Annotated in this window: 11 protein-coding genes; 6 read left to right on the top strand and 5 right to left on the bottom strand. The window is 41.8% G+C overall.

Annotation, left to right across the window (positions count from 1 at the left end):
• Window positions 1-1346 precede the first annotated feature (1346 nt).
• The 3 genes from H6G41_RS24985 to H6G41_RS24975 all read left to right on the top strand — a co-directional run bounded on the left by H6G41_RS24985 (window position 1347) and on the right by H6G41_RS24975 (window position 9708).
• Window positions 1347-2657 (top strand): P-loop NTPase fold protein, encoded by a 1311-nt coding sequence (locus tag H6G41_RS24985; RefSeq protein ID WP_190749674.1) that lies wholly within the window; start codon window positions 1347-1349, stop codon window positions 2655-2657.
• Between the two features lie 82 nt (window positions 2658-2739).
• Window positions 2740-8097, top strand: coding sequence for a hypothetical protein (locus tag H6G41_RS24980; RefSeq protein ID WP_190749672.1), 5358 nt, complete (start codon window positions 2740-2742; stop codon window positions 8095-8097).
• A gap of 885 nt (window positions 8098-8982) precedes the next feature.
• Window positions 8983-9708, top strand: coding sequence for a TerC family protein (locus H6G41_RS24975; RefSeq protein WP_190749670.1), 726 nt, complete (start codon window positions 8983-8985; stop codon window positions 9706-9708).
• A gap of 196 nt (window positions 9709-9904) precedes the next feature.
• Here H6G41_RS24975 and ndk read toward each other — a convergent pair whose 3' ends face one another.
• Entirely contained in the window at window positions 9905-10354 is a 450-nt protein-coding gene (gene ndk, locus H6G41_RS24970) for a nucleoside-diphosphate kinase (protein WP_190749668.1), read from the bottom strand.
• A gap of 230 nt (window positions 10355-10584) precedes the next feature.
• On the opposite strand from ndk, the gene speA reads away from it, so the two are divergent.
• A complete protein-coding gene (speA, locus tag H6G41_RS24965) occupies window positions 10585-12603 on the top strand; it encodes a biosynthetic arginine decarboxylase (RefSeq protein WP_190749666.1) in 2019 nt (672 codons plus the stop codon).
• Window positions 12604-12714: 111 nt separating this feature from the next.
• Here speA and H6G41_RS24960 read toward each other — a convergent pair whose 3' ends face one another.
• From H6G41_RS24960 to H6G41_RS24950, 3 genes are all read right to left on the bottom strand, one after another.
• Window positions 12715-13881, bottom strand: coding sequence for a sugar phosphate nucleotidyltransferase (locus H6G41_RS24960; RefSeq protein WP_190749664.1), 1167 nt, complete (start codon window positions 13879-13881; stop codon window positions 12715-12717).
• A gap of 231 nt (window positions 13882-14112) precedes the next feature.
• Window positions 14113-14943, bottom strand: coding sequence for a segregation/condensation protein A (locus tag H6G41_RS24955; RefSeq protein ID WP_190749662.1), 831 nt, complete (start codon window positions 14941-14943; stop codon window positions 14113-14115).
• Between the two features lie 546 nt (window positions 14944-15489).
• Entirely contained in the window at window positions 15490-16590 is a 1101-nt protein-coding gene (locus H6G41_RS24950; protein WP_190749680.1) for an AI-2E family transporter, read from the bottom strand.
• A gap of 233 nt (window positions 16591-16823) precedes the next feature.
• Here H6G41_RS24950 and pdxH point away from each other — a divergent pair, with 233 nt between their 5' ends.
• Window positions 16824-17468, top strand: a complete 645-nt coding sequence (gene pdxH / locus H6G41_RS24945) for a pyridoxamine 5'-phosphate oxidase (protein ID WP_190749660.1) — start codon at window positions 16824-16826, stop codon at window positions 17466-17468.
• A 206-nt stretch (window positions 17469-17674) separates the two neighbouring features.
• On the opposite strand, the gene petH is transcribed toward pdxH, so the two are convergent.
• Window positions 17675-18952: a ferredoxin--NADP reductase gene (gene petH / locus H6G41_RS24940; RefSeq protein WP_190749658.1), complete on the bottom strand. Its 1278-nt coding sequence runs from the start codon at window positions 18950-18952 to the stop codon at window positions 17675-17677.
• A gap of 1465 nt (window positions 18953-20417) precedes the next feature.
• Here petH and H6G41_RS24935 point away from each other — a divergent pair.
• Window positions 20418-21422 (top strand): phosphoribulokinase, encoded by a 1005-nt coding sequence (locus tag H6G41_RS24935; RefSeq protein WP_190749657.1) that lies wholly within the window; start codon window positions 20418-20420, stop codon window positions 21420-21422.
• Window positions 21423-21509 lie beyond the last annotated feature (87 nt).

Here is a 21509-nt window from a genome sequence, read left to right as displayed (position 1 = left end):
GCTCGGCTTATGGATTTAGAAACTTTGAAAACTTCCGAATTAGATGCTTGTTAAACTGGCATTTTGATTGTTAGTTTAGCATAACAAGTACTAAAGAACCAAAATTGTTAATTTTACGGACATATTAGCTAGATGTAGGTTGGGTTGAGGCTTTGCGAAACCCAACATTTACAGGGTTTTGTTGGGTTTACATCCGGTAAGCCCAAGTATCTGAGAAATACAGCATATTTCAGGTAAATGAGATACGCGCTTTGGGGCATGGCAGTGCCAATGCCCCTACAATTAACGATTATCTGTACCTCACCAACTTGCAATTTGCTGTAACTGATATCTAGTCATATTTAGATGATTTTGGCTATTAGCAAGGAACTTCTGTGCTTTGCGGGACAAGATGCGCCAGCTTTATCATTTACACATATTGAGTAGTCATTTGTATATTTTGAGTAAACAAAAAAGGCGATCGCTTTCTCATTTATCTCAATCAAGTACCCATTTTCCTGTTTTAAGTAAGCAAAAAGCCATTTCACCTACTCATTAAGCCTTAACGCTTTCTCATTTTGGTGTTTTCCGCAGATGAAATGCCTTAACACTTACTCAATAAGCCTTAACGAGTTCTCATTTTGGTAAATCGCGCACTCATTTTGGTGTTTTCCGCAGGTGAAATGCCTTAACGAGTTCTCATTTCGGTGAATCACGCACTCATTTTGGTGTTTTCCGCAGGTAAAAAGCTTTAACGCTTACCCATTTCGGTAAATCGCGCACTCATTTTGGTGTTTTCCGCAAGTAAAAAGGTATATTGCTGGCTCAAAAATTGCTATGTTGAACAATAAGCGGCTGTGTAGCTATGCTTTGTTGTTTTTGGCGAGCGCACTTATTCTCAAATTAAATTGGGTAATTGAATGTAGACACATAAAAGGTAGTGACACCCAAGTTTTTGCGGATTTGTTTAGGTTCTTATTTCATTTAAATAAAAACATCGCTGATCCCGAAATCCCGCCGTCACCCTAGAAGGGTGCGGCTAATCGTACAAAGTCCACCTACGTGGACTGAATTCTTTAGCCCACCTTTGTGGGCTTTGTAATGAGAGCCAGTGGCTTCCAGCCTGCGGGCGCTACATCGGGTAAGTGAGAGAATCTTTTTTCAAATTGAGATGACCTAGTGTTACCCATGCCCAATGCCCAATGCCCAATTTTGTATAAATTCTGAAAAAATAGCTGATAATTTTACGTAAAACTCAGATTAATCATAAAATCTAGTTTAAACAATCAGTAAGTAAGTCTAACAACCGAAGGATGTAACAACAAGACTTAAAACTCTCTCTCCTTCTGCTATCTGCCATCTGCCTTATGAAACTAGATTTACAAAGATTTTTTGACAGTTGCAACCCCAGTAAAACTTTAGTCTTAGAAGATCCTGAGGAACGGCAATATTATATTGATTTTGCCTCGGTGCGGGGTGGAAAGGTGATTGAAGCACTGGGGCGCACGATTACCCGCCTTGCACCTAATAAGCCGACTTGTCAGTTGTTTACCGGACATATTGGTTGCGGGAAGTCTACAGAGTTGCGGCGACTGGAAGTGGAGTTAAAGCAGCAAAACTTTCATGTGGTGTATTTTGAGTCTACACAAGACTTAGATATGGCTGATGTGGATGTGACAGATATTATGCTAGCGATCGCGCGTCAGGTAACTGAAAGTTTAGAAGCTTTTAATATCAAAATTCGACCTGGTTATTTTAATAATCTGCTGAATGAAGTCATCGATTTTTTGCAAACACCGATAGAGTTAAAAGCTGAAGCAGAAATTTCTCTACCGTTGAAAATTGCCAAAATTACGGCGAAAACCAAAGATAGCCCCAAGTTGAGAAGCCAATTAAGGCAATACTTGGAACCGCGCACGAATAATATTTTAGAGTCGATTAATCAAGAAGTTCTCGAACGTGCCCAGCAGGAACTCAAGGCTAAGGGTAAAAATGGGCTGGTAGTTATTATTGATAACTTGGATCGGGTAGATCCACGCGCCAAGACTTCAGAGCGATCGCAACCGGAATATTTGTTTGTCGATCGGGGCGAACAGTTACGCAAACTCAATTGTCATGTGGTTTACACCATTCCTTTGGTGTTGATGTTCTCTAATGAAATTGAGGCGCTGAAAAATCGCTTAGGGGGTGGTATGGCTCCCAAAATTTTACCAATGGTACCAGTACAGCTACGGGATGGGGGAGACTATGAGGAAGGTTTAGCACTATTGCGTCAGATGGTGTTAGCCAGAGCTTTTCCAGAAATAAACCCTGATGACAGGTTAGCTTTAATTACAGAAATATTTGATACACCAGAAACTTTAGATAGACTGTGCCGCATTAGTGGCGGACATGTGCGTAACTTGTTGGGCTTGCTCTATAGTTGCCTTCAGGTAGAAGATCCACCTTTATCGCGGGAATGTTTAGAAAATGCCATCCGCGAATACCGCGAGGGTTTGGTATTAGCAATTACAGATGATGAATGGGATGTACTGCGATTAGTAGTGCAAAAACAAAGCGTCAGTGGTGAAGGAGACTATCAACTTTTATTACGCAGTTTGTTTGTCTTTGAATATCAGGATCGACAAGGGCGTTGGTTTGGGATAAATCCGGTATTAGCGGAAGCAAAGCAGTTTTGATGGGGCATGGGGCAGGGAGCAGGGGGACAAGGGAAGGGAAGGAGGACAATTGTACAGACGCGATTCATCGCGTCTTTGACATATGACAAACCACGATGATATTAATGCTCAAAATGAGCGATCGCTTTCTACTTTAATTCGAGCTATTGCCAATGCTCAAGGGCGATTTTCGTTAATTTTATTGCGCTGCAATTATGCAGGGATTCAAGAACAAATATTAGCTCAAGTGCGAGAGCGTTCTCAGTTGGATATATTGGCAATTAATCTGCAAAAGTCTGCCAATAATCTTTATTCTGTGATGACAGCAGAAGTTGGTACGGCACAACCAAACGCTGTCATGGTATTTGGCATTGAGTCTCTACATAAGTTAGATGATTTTCTGGTTTGTATTAATCGGTTGCGCAATGATTTTTTGCATGACTTTCCCTTTCCCTTGGTGTTGTGGATTAATGATTTAGTTCTGCAAAAATTGATCAGATTAGCGCCTGATTTTTATACTTATGCTGCTGTACCGATTCGATTAGCGATCGCTACTGAAGAATTATTCAATTTTCTCCATCAAGAAGCGGAGGAAGCTTTCACGAAAATCTTAGCAGCCGGAGCGGATCAATTTCTCGATAATTCAGCGCTGCATTTAGAAATGGGAGCAGGGAAACGCTTTGAAATTGAGTCAGCATTAGAAGAATTAAAAAAGCGTGGGTGCGAACAACCAGAAATAGCAGCCAGCCAACATTTTATTTTAGGGCGTGATGCTTATGGCAAAAATGAAATGGAGCGATCGCGCGAACTTTATAAACAGAGTTTAGCATTTTGGTGGCAGCAATATATTGATGAAGTTCACAACCATGAAGCAGCAGAGTTAATTCAAAGCAATTTAGAAAAGCAAGCCTGTATACTCTTTCATCTTGGGTTGTGGTGGCGTAGATATGCAGTTTTACATCGTGCAGAATATGACAAAGCTTGTCGCTGCGCCCGCAATTATTATCAGCGATGTATTAAAAGATTGCAAAAAGCCAACCGTCCCGATTTAGCAGCTAATTTTATTAATTCCTTGGGTGAAGTTCTGCAACAATTGGGAGAGTGGGATAGGCTTGAAAAACTGGCTAAGGATGCTATTGTCTTACACGAAAAATATTACCAACCGATTAGATTAGCTAATGCTTATGCTGTTTTATCTGAGGTAGCGCTGGCTAAATTCCAATGGAAACAAGCCCAAGAATATGCAGAAATAGCTATTAATAAAATAGCTCAAGCTTCTCAACCAGAGAATAATTGGGCGAGTCAATATTATAGAAGCTGGCATTTATTATTACTAGCTCAAAGTAAACGAAATCTGGGACAAGTGCAAGCAGCACTCGATGATTTAGAACTTGCGAAAAGTCAATGCAAGCCTGAGTATAATCCTAAATTATATATTCGCATCTTAGAAGAAGTAAGAAAATTATATTTTGAACAACATCAATATTTAACTGCATTTCATCTCAAACAAGAACAAAGTTCTATTGAACAGCAATATGGTTTACGGGCTTTTATTGGTGCGGGTAGATTGCAGTCTCAAAAACAAGTAATTCATCCGGCTTTAGTGAGCGCAGATGAATTAAATAACTCTGTTTTAGGGATAGAGTCTGAAGCCGGAACAATTGCCCAAGAAATAGTTGCTTCTGGACGCAAATATGATGTTGATAAATTAATTGAACGCATTAGCCGTGATGACCAAAAATTAATTGTTATTCATGGACAATCTGGTGTTGGTAAAAGTTCTTTATTGACGGCGGGATTATTACCAGCATTGCATCAAATTACTGTATTTGATGGGCGGAATATTTTGCCTGTGGTGGTGCAGGTTTATACGGATTGGGTGGAGGATATCAAGTCAAAAGTCAAAAGTCAAAAGTCAAAAGTGGGACAAGGGGGACAAGGGGGAGTAGAGGGAATTATTGAGGAATTGCGGGGAAATGTTGAGCGGAATTTGGTGACTGTTTTAATTTTTGACCAGTTTGAGGAATTTTTCTTTAATTGTCCTAACCCAGTTGAGCGGAAAAAGTTTTGGGATTTTTTACATTCTTGTTTAGATGATTTTCATTTACCTTATGTGAAGGTAATATTATCACTGCGGGAAGATTATTTACATTATTTATTAGAGTGCGATCGCCTGACGAACCTGGAAGTTACGGAACAGGATATTCTTAATAAAAAATTTCGCTATGCTTTTGGTAATTTCATACCATCAGCCGCTAAAGTAGTTATTCAAGATTTAACAGCAAGGTCTTTTTATTTAGAGCCAGCACTAATAGATGAATTAGTTAGAGATTTAGCAGGGGAATTGCAGGAAGTCCGCCCAATTGAGTTGCAAGTTGTTGGGGCACAATTGCAAGCAGAAAATATCACAACACTGGATAAATATCAGCAAAATGGCCCGAAAGATAAATTAGTTGAGCGATTTTTAGATGTAATAGTTAAAGATTGCGGCGCAGAAAATGAACGTGCAGCCCAGTTAGTTTTGTATTTACTGACAGATGAAAATAATACTCGCCCATTAAAAACTAAAGCTGAGTTAGCCGCAGCTTTAGCAGCCAAAGCCGATAAATTAGATTTGGTATTAGAAATTTTAGTGACATCAGGAGTAGTCTTTTTAATTCCCCAATCTCCGGCTGACCGCTATCAGCTAGTGCATGATTATCTTGTGGCTTTCATTCGCCAACAACGTGGTGCAGAATTACTAGCAGAATTAGAAAGCCTAAAGGAACAGAACAAATTAGTCGAAGCAAGGCTGAACCAAGTTTTAAAACGGCGATTGCGCGAGGCTTATTTAGCAGGTTTGGGCTTGACAACATTAACAGTTTTAACAGGAATATTTGGCTGGCAATCATTTATTGCTAATATCAATGCCCAAATTAATGTTCTTAGTTCATCTAGTGAAGCACTGTTTGCATCAGAACAAGATACATACGCCTTAATTGCAAGTTTAAAAGCAGCAGGGAAACTGCAACAAACACCAAAATTTTTGCTACCACCAGATACTAAAACTCAAGTTATAGTGGCATTGCGGCAAGCAGTATATGGGGTAAGAGGTATAGAACTCAAAACCTTGAAAGGTCATAGCGATTTGGTTTCTAGCGTCAGCTTCTCCCCCGACGGTAAAACAATTGCTTCTGCTAGTGATGACAAGACAATCAAACTCTGGAGCTTAGATGGCAAAGAACTCAAAACCTTGAAAGGTCATAGCGATTCGGTTTCTAGCGTCAGCTTCTCCCCAGACGGTAAAACCATTGCTTCTGCTGGTGCTGATGGGACGATCAAACTCTGGAGTGTAGAAGGCAAAGAACTCAAAACCTTTAAAGGTCATAGCGATTGGGTTTATAGAGTCAGTTTCTCCCTCGACGGTAAAACCATTGCTTCTGCTAGTGGTGACAACACCATCAAGCTCTGGAGTTTAGATGGCAAAGAACTCAAAACCTTCAAAGGGCATAGCGATACGGTTTCTAGCGTCAGCTTCTCCCCCGACGGTAAAACCATTGCTTCTGCTAGTGTTGACAAGACTATCAAACTCTGGAGTTTAGATGGCAAGGAACTCAAAACCTTCAAAGGGCATAGCGATACGGTTTATAGCGTCAGCTTCTCCCCCGACGGCAAAACTATTGCTTCTGCTAGTGGTGACAACACCATCAAACTCTGGAGTTTAGATGGCAAAGAACTCAAAACCTTTAAAGGGCATAGCGATCAGGTTTCTAGCGTCAGCTTCTCCCTCGACAGTAAAACCATTGCTTCTGCTAGTGTTGACAACACTATCAAACTCTGGAGTTTAGATGGCAAAGAACTCAAAACCTTCAAAGGGCATAGCAATTCGGTTTATAGCATCAGCTTCTCCCCCGACGGTAAAACCATCGCTTCTGCTAGTGGTGACAACACCATCAAACTCTGGAATCTCGAAGGCAAAGAACTCAAAACCTTTAAAGGGCATAGCGATTCGGTTTATAGAGTCAGCTTCTCCTTCGACGGCAAAACCATTGCTTCTGCTAGTCGTGACAAGACTATCAAACTCTGGAATCTCGAAGGCAAAGAACTCAAAACCTTTAAAGGGCAGAGCGATTGGGTTTCTAGCGTCAGCTTCTCCCCCGACGGTAAAACCATTGCTTCTGCTAGTCGTGACAAGACTATCAAACTCTGGAATCTCGAAGGCAAAGAACTCAAAACCTTTAAGGGGCATAGCGATTGGATTTCTAGCGTCAGCTTCTCCCCCGACGGCAAAACCATTGCTTCTGCTAGTCGTGACAAGACTATCAAACTCTGGAATCTCGAAGGCAAAGAACTCAAAACCTTCAAAGGGCATAGCGATACGGTTTATAGCGTCAGCTTCTCCCTCGACGGCAAAACCATTGCTTCTGCTAGTCGTGACAAGACCATCAAGCTCTGGAGTGTAGATGGCAAGGAATTCAAAACCTTTAAAGGGCATAGCGATTGGGTTTCTAGCGTCACCTTCTCCCCCGACGGCAAAACCATTGCTTCTGCTAGTGCTGATGGGACGATCAAACTCTGGAGTCTCGAAGGCAAAGAACTCAAAACCTTTAATGGTCATAGTGATGCGGTTTGGAGTGTCAGCTTTTCCCCTGACGGTAAAACCATTGCTTCTGCTAGTCGTGACAAGACGATCAAACTCTGGAATCTCGAAGGCAAAGAACTCAAAACCTTCAAAGGGCATAGCGATGCGGTTTGGAGTGTCAGCTTCTCCCCCGACGGCAAAACCATCGCTTCTGCTAGTGGTGACAAGACGGTAATTCTGTGGAATTTAGATTTAGAAAATCTTGTGGTTTTGGGCTGTAATTGGTTGCAAGATTATTTAACTAATCATCCTGAGACTTTAGCTGAATTACAACTATGCCAAAATAAATCTATCCTAATGGCAGCAGCGTCTAATTTTGTTACCCAAGGTGAAGAATTAAGCAGCGCAGGTGAATTTAAGAAAGCAGTTGCCAAGTTTAAACAGGCTAAGGAATGGAACCCTCAATTAGATATTAATCCAGAGACGAAAGGAAAATTGCTCTTTCTGCTGTTTCAGGGTAAGGAACTAGCTAGCAAAGGTGATATCAAAAAAGCTATTGCAGCATACGCTGAAGCTCAAAAACTTGATGCAAAACTAGAAATCTCTGCTAACGATTGGAACAGCCTGTGTTGGGATGGTAGCTTGCATGGGTATGCAGCTGATGTTATGTTTGCCTGTGAAAAAGCTGTTACCCTTGCACCAAAAGATGGATATCCTCGTGGTTCCCGTGGTGTAGCTAGAGCACTAACTGGCAATACTAAAGGCGCAATTGAAGATTTTGAAACATATACAAATACAGTTTCTCCCGAGTGGCAAGCACAACGTCAAAAATGGGTTAATTCCCTCAGTGCTGGTAAAAATCCGTTTACAAAAGAAGAGTTAGAGAAGCTACGCCAGTAGGCTAACGCACCTTGAATCGTTGATGATATGTTGGTGCGTTGCGCTGCGCGACAACACACCCTACATTTACTTTTAAATTTCTCATTTTGCGCATAGGCAAGCTTATCGTAGACATCGCACTTTACGATTTCTTTAAATTAGGTACTCATTTTTATATTTTTAGTAAACAAAAAGGCTGATTACGTTCTCATTTAGATGTTTTGAGTAAGCAAAAAGCCATTTCACCTACTCAATAAGCCTTATCGCTTACTTAATAAGCCTTAACACTTACTCATTTTGGTGTTTTCCGCAGATGAAAAGCCTTAACACTTACTCAATAAGCCTTAACGAGTTCTCATTTCGGTGAATTACGCACTCATTTTGGTGTTTTCCGCAGGTGAAATGCCTTAACGAGTTCTCATTTCGGTGAATCACGCACTCATTTTGGTGTTTTCCGCAGGTGAAATGCCTTAACACTTACTCATTTCGGTGAATCACGCACTTATTTGAGTGTTTTAAGCAAGTATTTAGGCTGGTTAATTACTCAACAAGTGCGATGTGTAACGATAAGCTGCTGTACAGCTACGCTTTCTCGTTTTTGGCGATCGCTCTCATTAACCAAAATTTTCAAAACCTATCAGAGCCTATCTGTCAAGAGACTTCAGCTACATTTAGGTATTTTTGTCCTTGATTTATGAGGAGTTTTTTTAAGAAAATGTTAAGGCTGCTAATGTGTCATGCTACACTCAACAGACCCTACCTGACCTGTAATCGCTTTCATGCCAGAGTCTTCAGAATCTACTACAGCCAAGTTAAGCTGAATAAAGGTAGCAAATTATTGCGCTTTTGAAGATAAAATTCGCTGCTGCTGTTAATTTTTAATTTTCCCTGCTTGAGATACTTGGAATGCTAGACAAAATTTTTGATTATCTGAATTTTCACTTTAGCGTTGAAGCTCCTATAGTTCTACTTATCCTGGTGTTTCTAGAGGCGGTGCTATCTGCTGATAATGCGATCGCCCTCGCTGCGATCGCCCAAGGTTTGCAAGACAAAGAACTTGAGCGCAAAGCCCTCAACTTTGGTTTAGTCGTTGCTTATGTGCTAAGAATTACCTTAATTCTCACTGCGACTTGGGTACAAAATTTTTGGCAATTTGAACTATTGGGTGCTGCTTACTTGTTATGGCTAGTATTCCAACATTTCACATCCCAAGAAACAGATGAAGAAAATCACCATCACGGGCCGCGCTTCAAGTCATTGTTGCAAGCAATACCAGTAATTGCCTTTACAGATTTGGCATTTTCTTTAGATAGTGTGACAACAGCGATCGCGGTTTCTCAAGAAAGATGGTTAGTCCTCACCGGCGCAACTATTGGGATTATTACTCTGCGCTTCATGGCAGAATTATTTATTCGCTGGTTAGACGAATTTGAAAACTTAGAAGACGCAGGCTATATAACTGTCGCCTTTGTCGGTTTGCGTCTCTTATTAAAGGTGGTGAACGATAGCTTAGTTCCACCAGAATGGTTAATGATTACTGCGATCAGTCTTATCTTAGCTTGGGGATTTTCCAAACGTACTGAAATTGAAGCACCCCAAGAATTACCTGAAAAAACTGAAGTAACGAAATAGGGAATGGGGCATTGGGCATGGGGCATTGAAAACAATTTTGGATTTTGCGAAAAGTCGGAGCGCCGGCTTCCGGCGATCTGTTAGCGCAGCGTTAGCGACGCAGGAGCGTCACTTTTCAAGACGGATTTTAGATTTTAGATTGGAATCCAAAATCGCAAATCTAAAATCTAAAATTCTCCCTGCCCCTAGCCCCTCATTACTCGTGCAACCAGGGAGTTACAGTAGGCTGCCAATTAACTAACTCTTCATCCTTAAACCACAGAGCAACTTCTGTTTGCGCTGTTTCCGGAGCATCGGAACCGTGGATGATGTTGCGCCCGATATTGATCCCCAAATCGCCGCGAATTGTTCCAGGTTCAGCGTTGAGGGGATTGGTAGCACCAATCAATTTTCTTGCCGAAGCAATTACACCTTCACCTTCCCAAACCATCGCTACAACGGGGCCGGAGGTAATAAATTCTACTAAGCCTGCAAAGAAAGGTCTTTCGCGGTGAACGTTGTAATGTTGTTCAGCGAGTTCGCGACTGGGTTTGAGTAGCTTCAAACCCACCAGGGTAAAACCTTTTTTCTCAAAGCGACTGATAATTTCGCTGACCAGTCCGCGCTGTACACCATCGGGTTTAATTGCCAAAAATGTGCGTTCCAAAGCTATCTCCGAAAACTTAATAAATTTTTCAAGATCAATTGTCCTCTGTCTGTTGTCCTTTATCCTTAACCTTTTGTTGATACTCTCAATAGTTAATGAATAATGACGAGTAACAGATAACCCTTGACCAATCAGAGTTTATCTCAGAAATTATCACTGGGTGCATATGCGATCGCAAATGAATGCGTTAAATTGAAAATTCGTGGGTGAAACACAGAGGTCAGGAATCAATGGGTCTTGAGTCAACTGCTACATCAGAAGAGATAGTTAAGCTGCCGTCCAATGGACACAAACTAGAAGTGAAAAACCAGAAGCCGAAAAAGCTGTTAGCCCCTAGTACTAGTACAGATGATTCGCCGCGCTCTTGGAAAATCGAAGACAGCGAAGCACTGTATCGGATTGAAGGTTGGGGACAGCCTTATTTTTCCATTAATGCGGCTGGTCATGTCACTGTGTCTCCCAAAGGCGATCGCGGCGGTTCGTTAGATTTGTTTGAATTGGTCAACGCTTTGAAGCAGCGCAATTTAGGGCTGCCAATGTTGATTCGTTTTTCAGACATTCTCGAAGACCGGATTGAGCGATTAAACGCTTGTTTTGCGAAAGCGATCGCCCGCTATAACTATCCTGGTGTTTACCGAGGTGTATTTCCTGTCAAATGCAACCAGCAACGCCATTTAATTGAGGATTTAGTCAGGTTTGGTAAGCCCCATCAATTTGGTTTAGAAGCTGGTTCCAAGCCAGAATTAATGATTGCTTTGGCGATATTGGATACCCCAGGCGCATTGTTAATTTGCAACGGCTACAAAGACCAAGAATACATCGAAACAGCAATGTTGGCTCAAAGACTCGGACAAACACCAATTATTGTCTTAGAGCAAATTGAAGAAGTTGATTTAGTCATTGCTGCTAACCGTCAGTTAGGTATCAAACCCATCCTGGGGGTAAGAGCTAAACTCAGTACCCAAGGTATGGGACGCTGGGGAAGTTCCAGTGGCGATCGCGCTAAATTTGGGTTAACAATGCCTGAAGTAATTGAGGCAGTTGACAAGTTACGCGAAGCTGATTTGCTTGATTCCTTGCAGTTAATGCATTTCCATATCGGCTCGCAAATCTCCGCCATCAATGTAATTAAAGATGCCATCCAAGAAGCCAGCCGGATTTACGTCGAGTTGGCAATGTTGGGCGCTGACATGAAATACTTGGATGTCGGCGGTGGCTTAGGTGTAGACTACGACGGTTCCCAAACCAACTTCTACGCCTCGAAAAACTACAACATGCAAAACTATGCCAACGACATCGTGGCAGAGTTAAAAGATACCTGTGCCGAACGACAAATTCCCGTACCAACACTGATTAGTGAAAGCGGCAGAGCGATCGCTTCCCATCAATCCGTGCTGATTTTTGATATTCTCAGCACCAGCGATGTCCCCCTAGATACCCCAGAACCGCCCCAAGAAGGCGAATCCCCCATCATTAATTACCTCTGGGAAACCTACCAATCAATTAACAAAGAAAATTATCAAGAGTTTTACCACGACGCCGCCCAATTTAAAGAAGAAGCCATCAGCCGCTTCAACCTAGGCATTTTGCGCCTGAGAGAACGCGCCAAAGCCGAACGCCTTTACTGGGCTTGTTGCCAAAAAATTCTTAACATCACCAGACAGCAAGAATACGTACCCGACGAACTGGAAGACCTAGAGCAAATCATGGCTTCCATCTACTACGCGAATTTATCGGTGTTCCAATCAGCACCAGATTGTTGGGCAATAGACCAACTATTCCCAATTATGCCCATACATCGTTTAGACGAAGAACCAATCCGTCGGGGAATCTTAGCAGACTTAACCTGCGACAGTGATGGGAAAATCGACCGCTTTATTGATTTGCGTGATGTCAAATCTGTTTTAGAACTGCACACCTTTAAACCTGGAGAACCCTATTATTTAGGCATGTTCCTCAGTGGTGCTTACCAAGAAATCATGGGTAACTTACACAACCTATTTGGCGACACTAACGCAGTGCACATTCAATTGACCCCCAAAGGTTACCAAATTGAACATGTCGTCAAAGGCGATACCATGAGTGAAGTGGTGAGCTACGTGCAGTATGACTCCGAAGACATGGTGGAAAACATCCGCCAACGTTGCGAAAAAGCCTTGGAGGAAAAGCGCATCACTCTAGCTGAATCTCAACGACTCCTACAAACCTACGAACAGAGTCTCAGAAGATACACATACTTGAATAGTTAGGGACTAGGGGCTAGAGGCTAGGGACTAGGGGTTAGAGGAGGGAAAAGACTACCAATGCCCTGGTGGCTGAGCGAAGCCGAAGCCAATGCCCCATGCCCAATGCCCCATGCCCTAACTAGCAGTAGTATTGAGTAATTCAGCTATAGCCTGTCGTTCCACGGGCGTATGGGATGGTGGAGACTGACGCGCATCGGTAATCAACCAGTCTAAAGCCGCAGCTTGTACGTCAATGGTTGCGCCAGTTTTATCGACGCAGTAACGTCCAAACACCAGCTTATCAACCAAGCGTACTCCCGGCCCCAGACGAGACCATTCAAAGATGACGCTGTTTTCTACAGTTGCACCACTACAAATCCAGCAATTGGGGCCAATCATTGCCGGGCCGACAATTTTTGCGCCGTCTTCAATTCTGGTCATTCCCCCAATGTAAACCGGGCCTGTGATATCAACTTTGTCCCAATTCACAGCCACGTTTAAGCCAGTGTAAATCCCTGGTGCAACTTCATGACCGGGAATTTGCACGTTTTTAATTTCACCTAGCAATACGCCGCGAATCGCCCGCCAGTAGTCTGGTACTTTACCAATATCTACCCATTCAAAGTCCATAGGAATGGCGTAGAATGGCGCACCAATTTCCACAAGTTTGGGGAATAATTCGCTACCAATGTCATATTCCATTCCTGATGGAATATACTTAAATACTTCTGGCTCAAAAATATAAATACCTGTGTTGATGTTAGTGCTGAGGGCTTCTTCAACGGAGGGTTTTTCTTGGAAAGCCTTCACCCGTCCCTCTTCATCAGTCACTACTACACCGTAGCTGGAAACTTCTTCCAAAGGAACTGATTTAGAAATAATCGTCGCAATCGACCCTTTTTCTCTGTGCCACTTGACAGCGGCTGTTAAATCTAAGTCAATCAAAGCATCACCGCACAATACCACAAAGGTATCGTCGAAAAACGGTGAGAAGTCTTGGATACGGCGCATCCCACCAGCAGAACCAACGGCTTCCCCCATCAGTTCACCGTCAACAATTTGCCCTTCAAAAGAATAGGCAATCTGCACGCCAAACCTTTGACCATCACGGAAATAGTTTTCGATTTCTGCTGCCAAATGGCTCACGTTCACCATAATTTGGTCAAAACCATGTTGGCGTAACAGTTCCAATAAAAATTCCATCACTGGCTTTTGCAGGATAGGAATCATGGGTTTGGGGATTGTATAGGTAATTGGACGCACACGAGTACCCTTACCCGCCGCAAGAATCATCGCTTTCATAAAGATTATTCCTCAACCACAAGCCAGGTTACTGTCAACAAGTTATAATTCATTGTGTTTATTCTGTTTTTAGTCATCATCGCCGCTCGGAGAAGTTCAGCGAAGCGTTGCTTGTTGCAACAGGGTAATAGCAAAATCATAAGCGATCGCTTATCTTTTCAATTTACCCGGATTTTGAGAGCCGCTGACCCAAAAGTCTCTAATTTATATCTAGCGATGGATTTCAGTTACTTAGTTCATGGGCTGCTCCACAGGTTGATAGGTGTTAGCTGAATCTATAAGTAAACGGATTTTAATCTCTTTGTAGAACTCCTCTTGCCATAGTTCTACCTTGGATTGAGCCGATAGCAGTAGTAGCGCCCAAAAAACACTAACCAGCTGGCTATGTTCTGATCCGTGGGCAGAGCCATTTTGGTACAGTTGTTTACTCTGAGTCCATAAATCCACCAATTGCTCTAAATTCAACCAATTTTGCTCCAAATGGAGCTTTGCTGCCGAAACATGCAAAACTTGTTCTAGTTCCCCGGCTACTTCCGTCAAGTTTTCTTGGTGAGCCAATTCTAGCGCTGCTCGCATAGATTGCACAGTGGGCTGACGCCGAGGACGCACGGGTTTGCTCGTCTTCTGTACCAGTTTGAGCTGGTTCGCCATAATCTGCAATTGCTCAATTAACTCTTGCAGAGTCACGCGCCGTTTTGGTGGTGGCATGGCTGCGGGACGACGACGCAAATGATGCTCTAAAGGCAGGCGAGGGGTTAAATGTAATACGCCATCTTCACTTTCTAGCAGTCCTTCATCTAAGTTCTCTGCTTGTTCATCTGCTGCTGATTGCAATTGCATTAAGGTATTGGCCTTATATAACACCAGCATTGATGCTGATAAAAAAGCCTGCCCTGATTGAGACAAGTCGGCTTCATAACCTCTAACAGTAGACTCCGGTGCCATTAGTTCTAAGTAACGGTCAATAACCTCTATTACCTGTACATCCCAAGGATCAATTTCTCCTCTCTCGGCTTGCTGAATCAGGAGTGTAATTGTTTCTAATAGCTCGGAAGCATCCATTAATTATTTTCTGTGATTAAGTTTAAATTAGGTCGATTAAACATTGACACTTGTGGAACAAATAATCATACTTTGTTTGTCAAAGCTTCATTATTTACTATGTAGGTGAAATTTAGCACATACCTCACCTGTCTCATTGAGAACTTACTTTTGTGTACTAAATAATACATATTTTTTATAATAAGATTTGATTCAATACTATTGTGAATCGGGATTAAAAATTGTGCAACTTTTGTTTTTAGGTAGTTTGAAATATTCATTACTTTCACCCTAACTAGCCAATTGTCTAATTATTGCCATACCCACCCAAGTATAACATGACATTTTTATACTATATCTTCAACAAAAAGTAGTATTTTATAATACTTTGTGCCTGGATAATTCTCGCTAGACTCGATGCAGCAAGAAAACTTACTTTGGCAAAAGTCAACGTTTAATAGTTAAGAGTCAATGGCCAATGGTCAAGAGTCAATGCTGATTTATTAGTAATTTGACCATTGACTTGGAAGTTTAGACTTTGGGCTATTTGCTTGGGGAGTTGGGAGTTTAAGTTTTACGATCTTCATCACAGCCAGATTCATAAGTAATAGTAAAAGGTGATACAAATTCGCCAGATTGACCACTCTTGAGCGCATCAAAAGTGCCTTTGATAGTACCAGCAATGGGTACAGCAACTAGTGTTCCTAATAAGCCAGCAATTTCAAATCCCATCAAAATAGCCACAAAAATCCAGATAGGGTTAAGTCCAATAAAGTTACCGAGTAATTTCGGTGCTAACAGGTTATCTTTAACTTGTTGCAAGACAATAGCGGCTATAGCAACTTGAACTGCTAACCACCAATTTTGTAGCAGCACTAATATGGTGACTAAACCAATAGCTAGAGTTGCTCCTACAAAAGGGATTAATTCACCTATGCCAATGACTATGGCAAACAAGAGGGCAAATGGTACTCTCAGTACTAAGAAAATGGGGGTAAGGGTGACTACCATGAATAACCCTAACAACAACTGACTGAGGAAAAAATTCTGAAAATTTAAGCGTAAGGATGCAGTTAAAGGTTTTCTGATATTAGCTGGTAAGAGACTGACCAAACCTAACCAGACGCGATCGCCATACAGTAGCATATAAAACGCTAGCACGACTACCAACACCAAATTCAGCAATCCTGACAATAGCGTCCCAGCCACTCCCACCGCACCAGACGCTAGTTGTTGCACTAAATTCTGGATATTGGCATTAATTTGCGTACTCACCACTCTCAAATCTAAAGGTAATCGCCGTTGTCTTGCTAAAGCTTCCACCTGCTCTAAGTTCCTTTGGCTACTGGTTAACCAATCAGGAATCTTATTTAGCAGTTGAATTGTTTGGTCAATTAACATTGGCACTAATGTTACCCCTAGAACTACCACGAGTGTTAAAGTGACCAGTAAAACAACAATCACGGCTTGAGCATGAGTGATGCGTGCCTGTTTGAAAAACTGAACTGGGTAATTTAACAAAAAAGCTAAAATTGCTGCAACGCTGAGAATAGTGATGGGATGCTGGAAATAATGAAAAAGTACAGAGAGTAGCCAGACATTCAGAGCGATAATTGGGCCGCTCAGACCATAAATTAATAAACTTTGCAGGGAGGCTGAACGGCGCATCATACCAATTTGCGATTTTAGATTGGGAATGAGGGATGACAAATCTTCAATGTCAGGCTGCTCAATTGCTCTCAAACAATATTACTTATCCGAATTTGGTAACATATGCAATGTTTTTTCTCAATTTTTGGCAACAATTGCCTTAATTGCTAGCATGGGTTTCCATCACGATTGGAGATATTTTGCATAAAGATATATATACGCATATCTGAATCGCAAGGAAGTTAACGATCATGCATCCTACCATTGCCGACATTCGTAAAGATTACACATTGGAAGATTTGAGTGAAACTGAGGTTGACCCTAATCCTTTTATACAATTTAAACAATGGTTCGAGCAGGCATTATCTGCCCAACTTCCTGAACCCAATGCCATGACTATAGCAACCGCCATGCCCGATGGTAAACCCTCAGCCAGAATGGTATTACTGAAAGATTTTGATGAGCGGGGCTTTGTTTTCTTCACTAACTATAACAGCCGTAAAGGGCAAGAATTGGCAGAAAATCCCCAAGCAGCCCTAGTTTTTTGGTGGGCAGAGTTGGAACGCCAAGTTAGGATTATTGGACATGTGGAAAAAGTTTCGGAGACTGAGTCCGATAAATATTTTTACAGCCGTCCTGAAAACAGTCGCCTTGGTGCATGGGCTTCTCATCAAAGTGAGGCGATCGCTAGTCGAGAAGTCTTAGAACAAAACTTACAAAAGTTGCAGCATCAGTATGAAAATCAGGAGATTCCTCGCCCCTCTCACTGGGGAGGTTTGCGAGTAATTCCCATAGAAATTGAATTTTGGCAAGGAAGACCCAGCCGCTTGCACGATCGCTTGCTTTATACTCGTTTAGATGCTCAAACTTGGAAAATTCAACGCTTATCGCCTTAATTATTCATGGCGGCGGGAAACTCTCTTGTGCATGAGGAACGAGAAACAATCGCCCTACCGCCATCAATTGTTAGTAGCAAAAACAATTGACAATTGACAACTGACCAATAAAAAATTGTAGGCTGGGTATTGCCCAGCCTACAAAATTAATCAAAATTCAAAACTCAAAATTCAAAACTCAAAATTCAAGACTCAGTGGTTAGAACTTAGTAGGTTTCTACGTGCCAACGACCAGCTTTCTTGATTTCTTTTTGGTAATCACTCCAGGTGACTCCTTCTTTTGCAGCCGCAGCAGTTAAAGCAGCATCAATACCATCTTCCATACCGCGCAAACCGCAGATGTAGGTGTGGGTTTTCTCTTCTTTAATCAATTGCCACAGTTCGTCTGCGTGTTCTGCAACTCGGTCTTGAATGTACATTCTGCCACCTTGGGGATTCTTTTGTTCCCGGCTGATAGCGTAGGTGAGGCGGAAGTTATCAGGATACTTAGCCTGCATTTCTTCCAATTCTTCCTTGTAAAGGATGTTGGGAGTTGTGGGTACCCCAAAGATTAACCACGCAAATCCATTAAATTGATACTCTGGATTAGCAGCTCTTTCTGCATCCTTGAACATGCGCCACAGGTAAGCACGCATGGGCGCAATACCTGTTCCGGTTGCCATCATAATGACTTTGGCATCGGGATCGCTGGGTAGTAACATTTCCTTACCCACGGGCCCGGTAATTTTTACTTCTGCACCTGGTTCTAAGAAACACAGGTGAGTTGAGCAAACACCGTAAACTGTTTCGCCTGTTTCTGGGTGCTTATACTCTAATTGACGGACACACAGGGATACTGTTTTGTCATCTACATCATCACCATGACGAGTTGAGGCGATGGAATAAAGTCTGAGTTTTTCAGGCTTGCCGTTTTTGTCTACCCCTGGTGGGATAATACCAATACTTTGACCTTCTATATATTTCAGATTACTACCAGAAAGGTCAAATTTGATGTGCTGTACAATACCAATACCACCTTCGTTAACTAAGGGGTCATTGGATATACACTTCCCAATAAAAGGTGCATTGGGGCGATAAGTGTTTACAGGAACATCAGCATGGGCGTCTTTTTTGCCTTTCGCTTGAGTCATGGTTTTGCCTTTTTGATCCTTCTTCGTAAGCTGTTGTTCAGCTGGTGCATTCACAGGTGTGGCTTGACCATTCCCCTCAATGTTAGGAATCCCCAATGAAGTTTTGCCATTGAATTGCTGTAGAGCACTTGCGGGTTGAATACTAACAATTTTGCCGCCTAGGCGAGTGATACGTCGCATTTCTTGATTCATGCGGTTGTAAGGCACTCTGATGAACACACTGCCACTGTTACGAATTTGGTAATTCGTTTGATCGGTTTCTTCGTTCTGACGCAGACCAACCACTTCGTAAACGAAGACGCGGCTACCTGATTCTGTATTGGCAGCACCCTCAACAGTACCTTGTTTGTTCATTCCTTCTACCACTCCGATGTTTACTTAACCGTTTTTCAAAAAAAAACTTTTCCTATCACAAGCCAGCTTTAGTTTACCGGATTTTTGCTGCACAAAACTGGCGTTCTAGGAAAATGGCATCACTAAATAATGCCTTGCTAAGTACACTCACCAAAGACATGCAGGCAGCACAAAAACACACCTGTTCACCTTCTAAGTTAGAGGATAAGTCTTTTGGAGAATGTTAATAATGAGTCAATTTAATGTTTTCTTCGTTTACTAACTTACCGATACCTTGTCGCTAATGTTTCCTAACAAATGCATAAATTGAGTTTTATGTCAAATAAGGTGAGCCTAATGCCTAGAAAAAAAGTTCTACGCATTTGGGTTTTTGGTAGGCTTGGCGATCGCACTTTTAACCGAGTGGTTTTTAAGATAGTTGCGACCTGTTTTTTCGTCTATCGACGACAATCCCATATTTTCAGAAGTGCTGGTGAATTTCTTGTTAGGAACACACTAACTTATCACTGACTCTTTTCCTGCATCCGGCGGCAGAGTTTTTTATGCAATACACCCAAAATATTATTAGATGCAGCTATTACCTAATCATGACTAGTCTCATGAAGAGGTTAAGTTAATCTGTATAACCGAATGATACAGGTATGGGGGATATAAGCAATTATAATCAGTTTCACTTGATGTGATACATATGTCAACCTCTATCAATGGCTTGTCAAACATACTTACTTGCGAGGGAGCATGTTGGAAAATTTCAGCTAAGGGCAGGCTAAATGGAGCTTTTTTATACTGAGCGCCGCGTCTTTGACAAGAGCCAACCATGATTAGTTATTATTCTCTCTAATCAAGTCTCAAGGACAGAAACAAGACAAGGGATTTTGAACTTTATCCTTTGTCAACATTAATCTCCAATCACAAATAAAACCTGACTCACCTGACATGAGATCTGACAAGCAAAATTTTTGTATGTAACTTGCTAACTCATTCTTGAGATAGATATTGGCACATGAATCTGTGGATTATTACTGAATCGCAAATTAAAATGCCAAAATCGCAAAAAATTTGTGGCCGGAGAAAATCATCCAATATAAACTTAATTAAGAAGGTCACAATCATCAAGCAGTCGTTACCTGATTGTTTGGGGTAGTGAATATATGTGTTTTCAAATGAGCAAGTAAATCATCAACACGATCGATGAACGACTAGATTCTTCTTGACAGTAAACTTGTATAGAATAACCCCTTCTGTTAAAATCAAATATACCACTAGGATTAAATACTTACCAGCAACAAACTCAGGCTAGGCAGGCGAGTAACAACTATGACATTTTTGTCTACCCGTCTGAACTTCTTTATGGCGCTGTGGGTAACAAGAACGCCGGAAAAACCGATTGGGTAAACTCTTGGCTTCAAAATCTGCTGTGTGAAAAATTTTGATTGACACATTTTTTAGTATCTAGAGGAGATTTATGACGAGTAAGCCGGAACGCGTGGTACTAATTGGAGTAGCTGGAGACTCTGGGTGCGGTAAATCTACATTTTTGCGTCGTTTAATCGATTTGTTCGGTGAAGATTTAATGACAGTTATCTGTTTAGATGACTATCACTCTTTAGATCGCAAACAACGCAAAGAAACAGGGATTACTGCTCTTGATCCTAGGGCGAATAACTTTGACCTAATGTATGAGCAAATTAGTGCGCTCAAAAATGGTCAAGCAATTGATAAGCCGATTTATAACCACGAAACCGGCATGATTGATCCACCAGAGCGGATTGAGCCGAATCACATTATAGTTGTGGAAGGGCTGCATCCTTTGTATGATGAGCGGGTGCGATCGCTAATTGATTTCAGTGTATATTTTGATATCAGTGACGAAGTTAAAATTGCTTGGAAGATTCAACGCGACATGGCCGAAAGGGGTCACCGCTATGAAGATGTCTTAGCACAAATCAATTCTCGCAAGCCAGACTTTGATAAGTTTATTGAACCACAACGAGAATTTGCTGATGTAGTTCTCCAAGTATTACCTACTAATTTAATTAAAAACGACACAGAGCGCAAAGTCCTGCGGGTACGGATGCTCCAAAGAGAAGGTAAAGACGGCTTTGAGCCAACCTACCTTTTTGATGAAGGATCGACAATTAATTGGACACCTTGCGGACGGAAGCTGACTTGTTCTTACCCTGGTATGCAACTGTACTACGGTTCAGATGTTTACTACGGTCGTTACGTCTCAGTATTGGAAGTAGACGGTCAATTCGACAACTTAGAAGAAGTTATTTATATCGAAACCCATCTGAGCAAAACATCCACCAAATACCAAGGTGAGATGACTCACTTGTTACTCCAACACCGCGAGTATCCCGGTTCCAACAATGGAACTGGTTTGTTCCAAGTACTAACCGGCTTGAAAATGCGCGATGCTTACGAGCGTTTAACAGCAAAGGAAGCCAAATTAGCAGTTCAAGTTTAAAGCAGCAGTATTTGTGTCAAAGCTTTGGGAGATGCTTAAGGGTATCTCCCTTTTTTTGTGTTGCTAAAAACATTTTTGCCCAAAGTT

Origin of the sequence: Tolypothrix sp. FACHB-123 (assembly GCF_014697075.1) — a bacterium.
In the GTDB taxonomy this organism is placed as follows: domain Bacteria; phylum Cyanobacteriota; class Cyanobacteriia; order Cyanobacteriales; family Nostocaceae; genus Aulosira.
The sequence above is the reverse complement of the archived record's forward strand: the minus strand, read 5'-3'. Positions and strand labels throughout refer to the sequence as shown.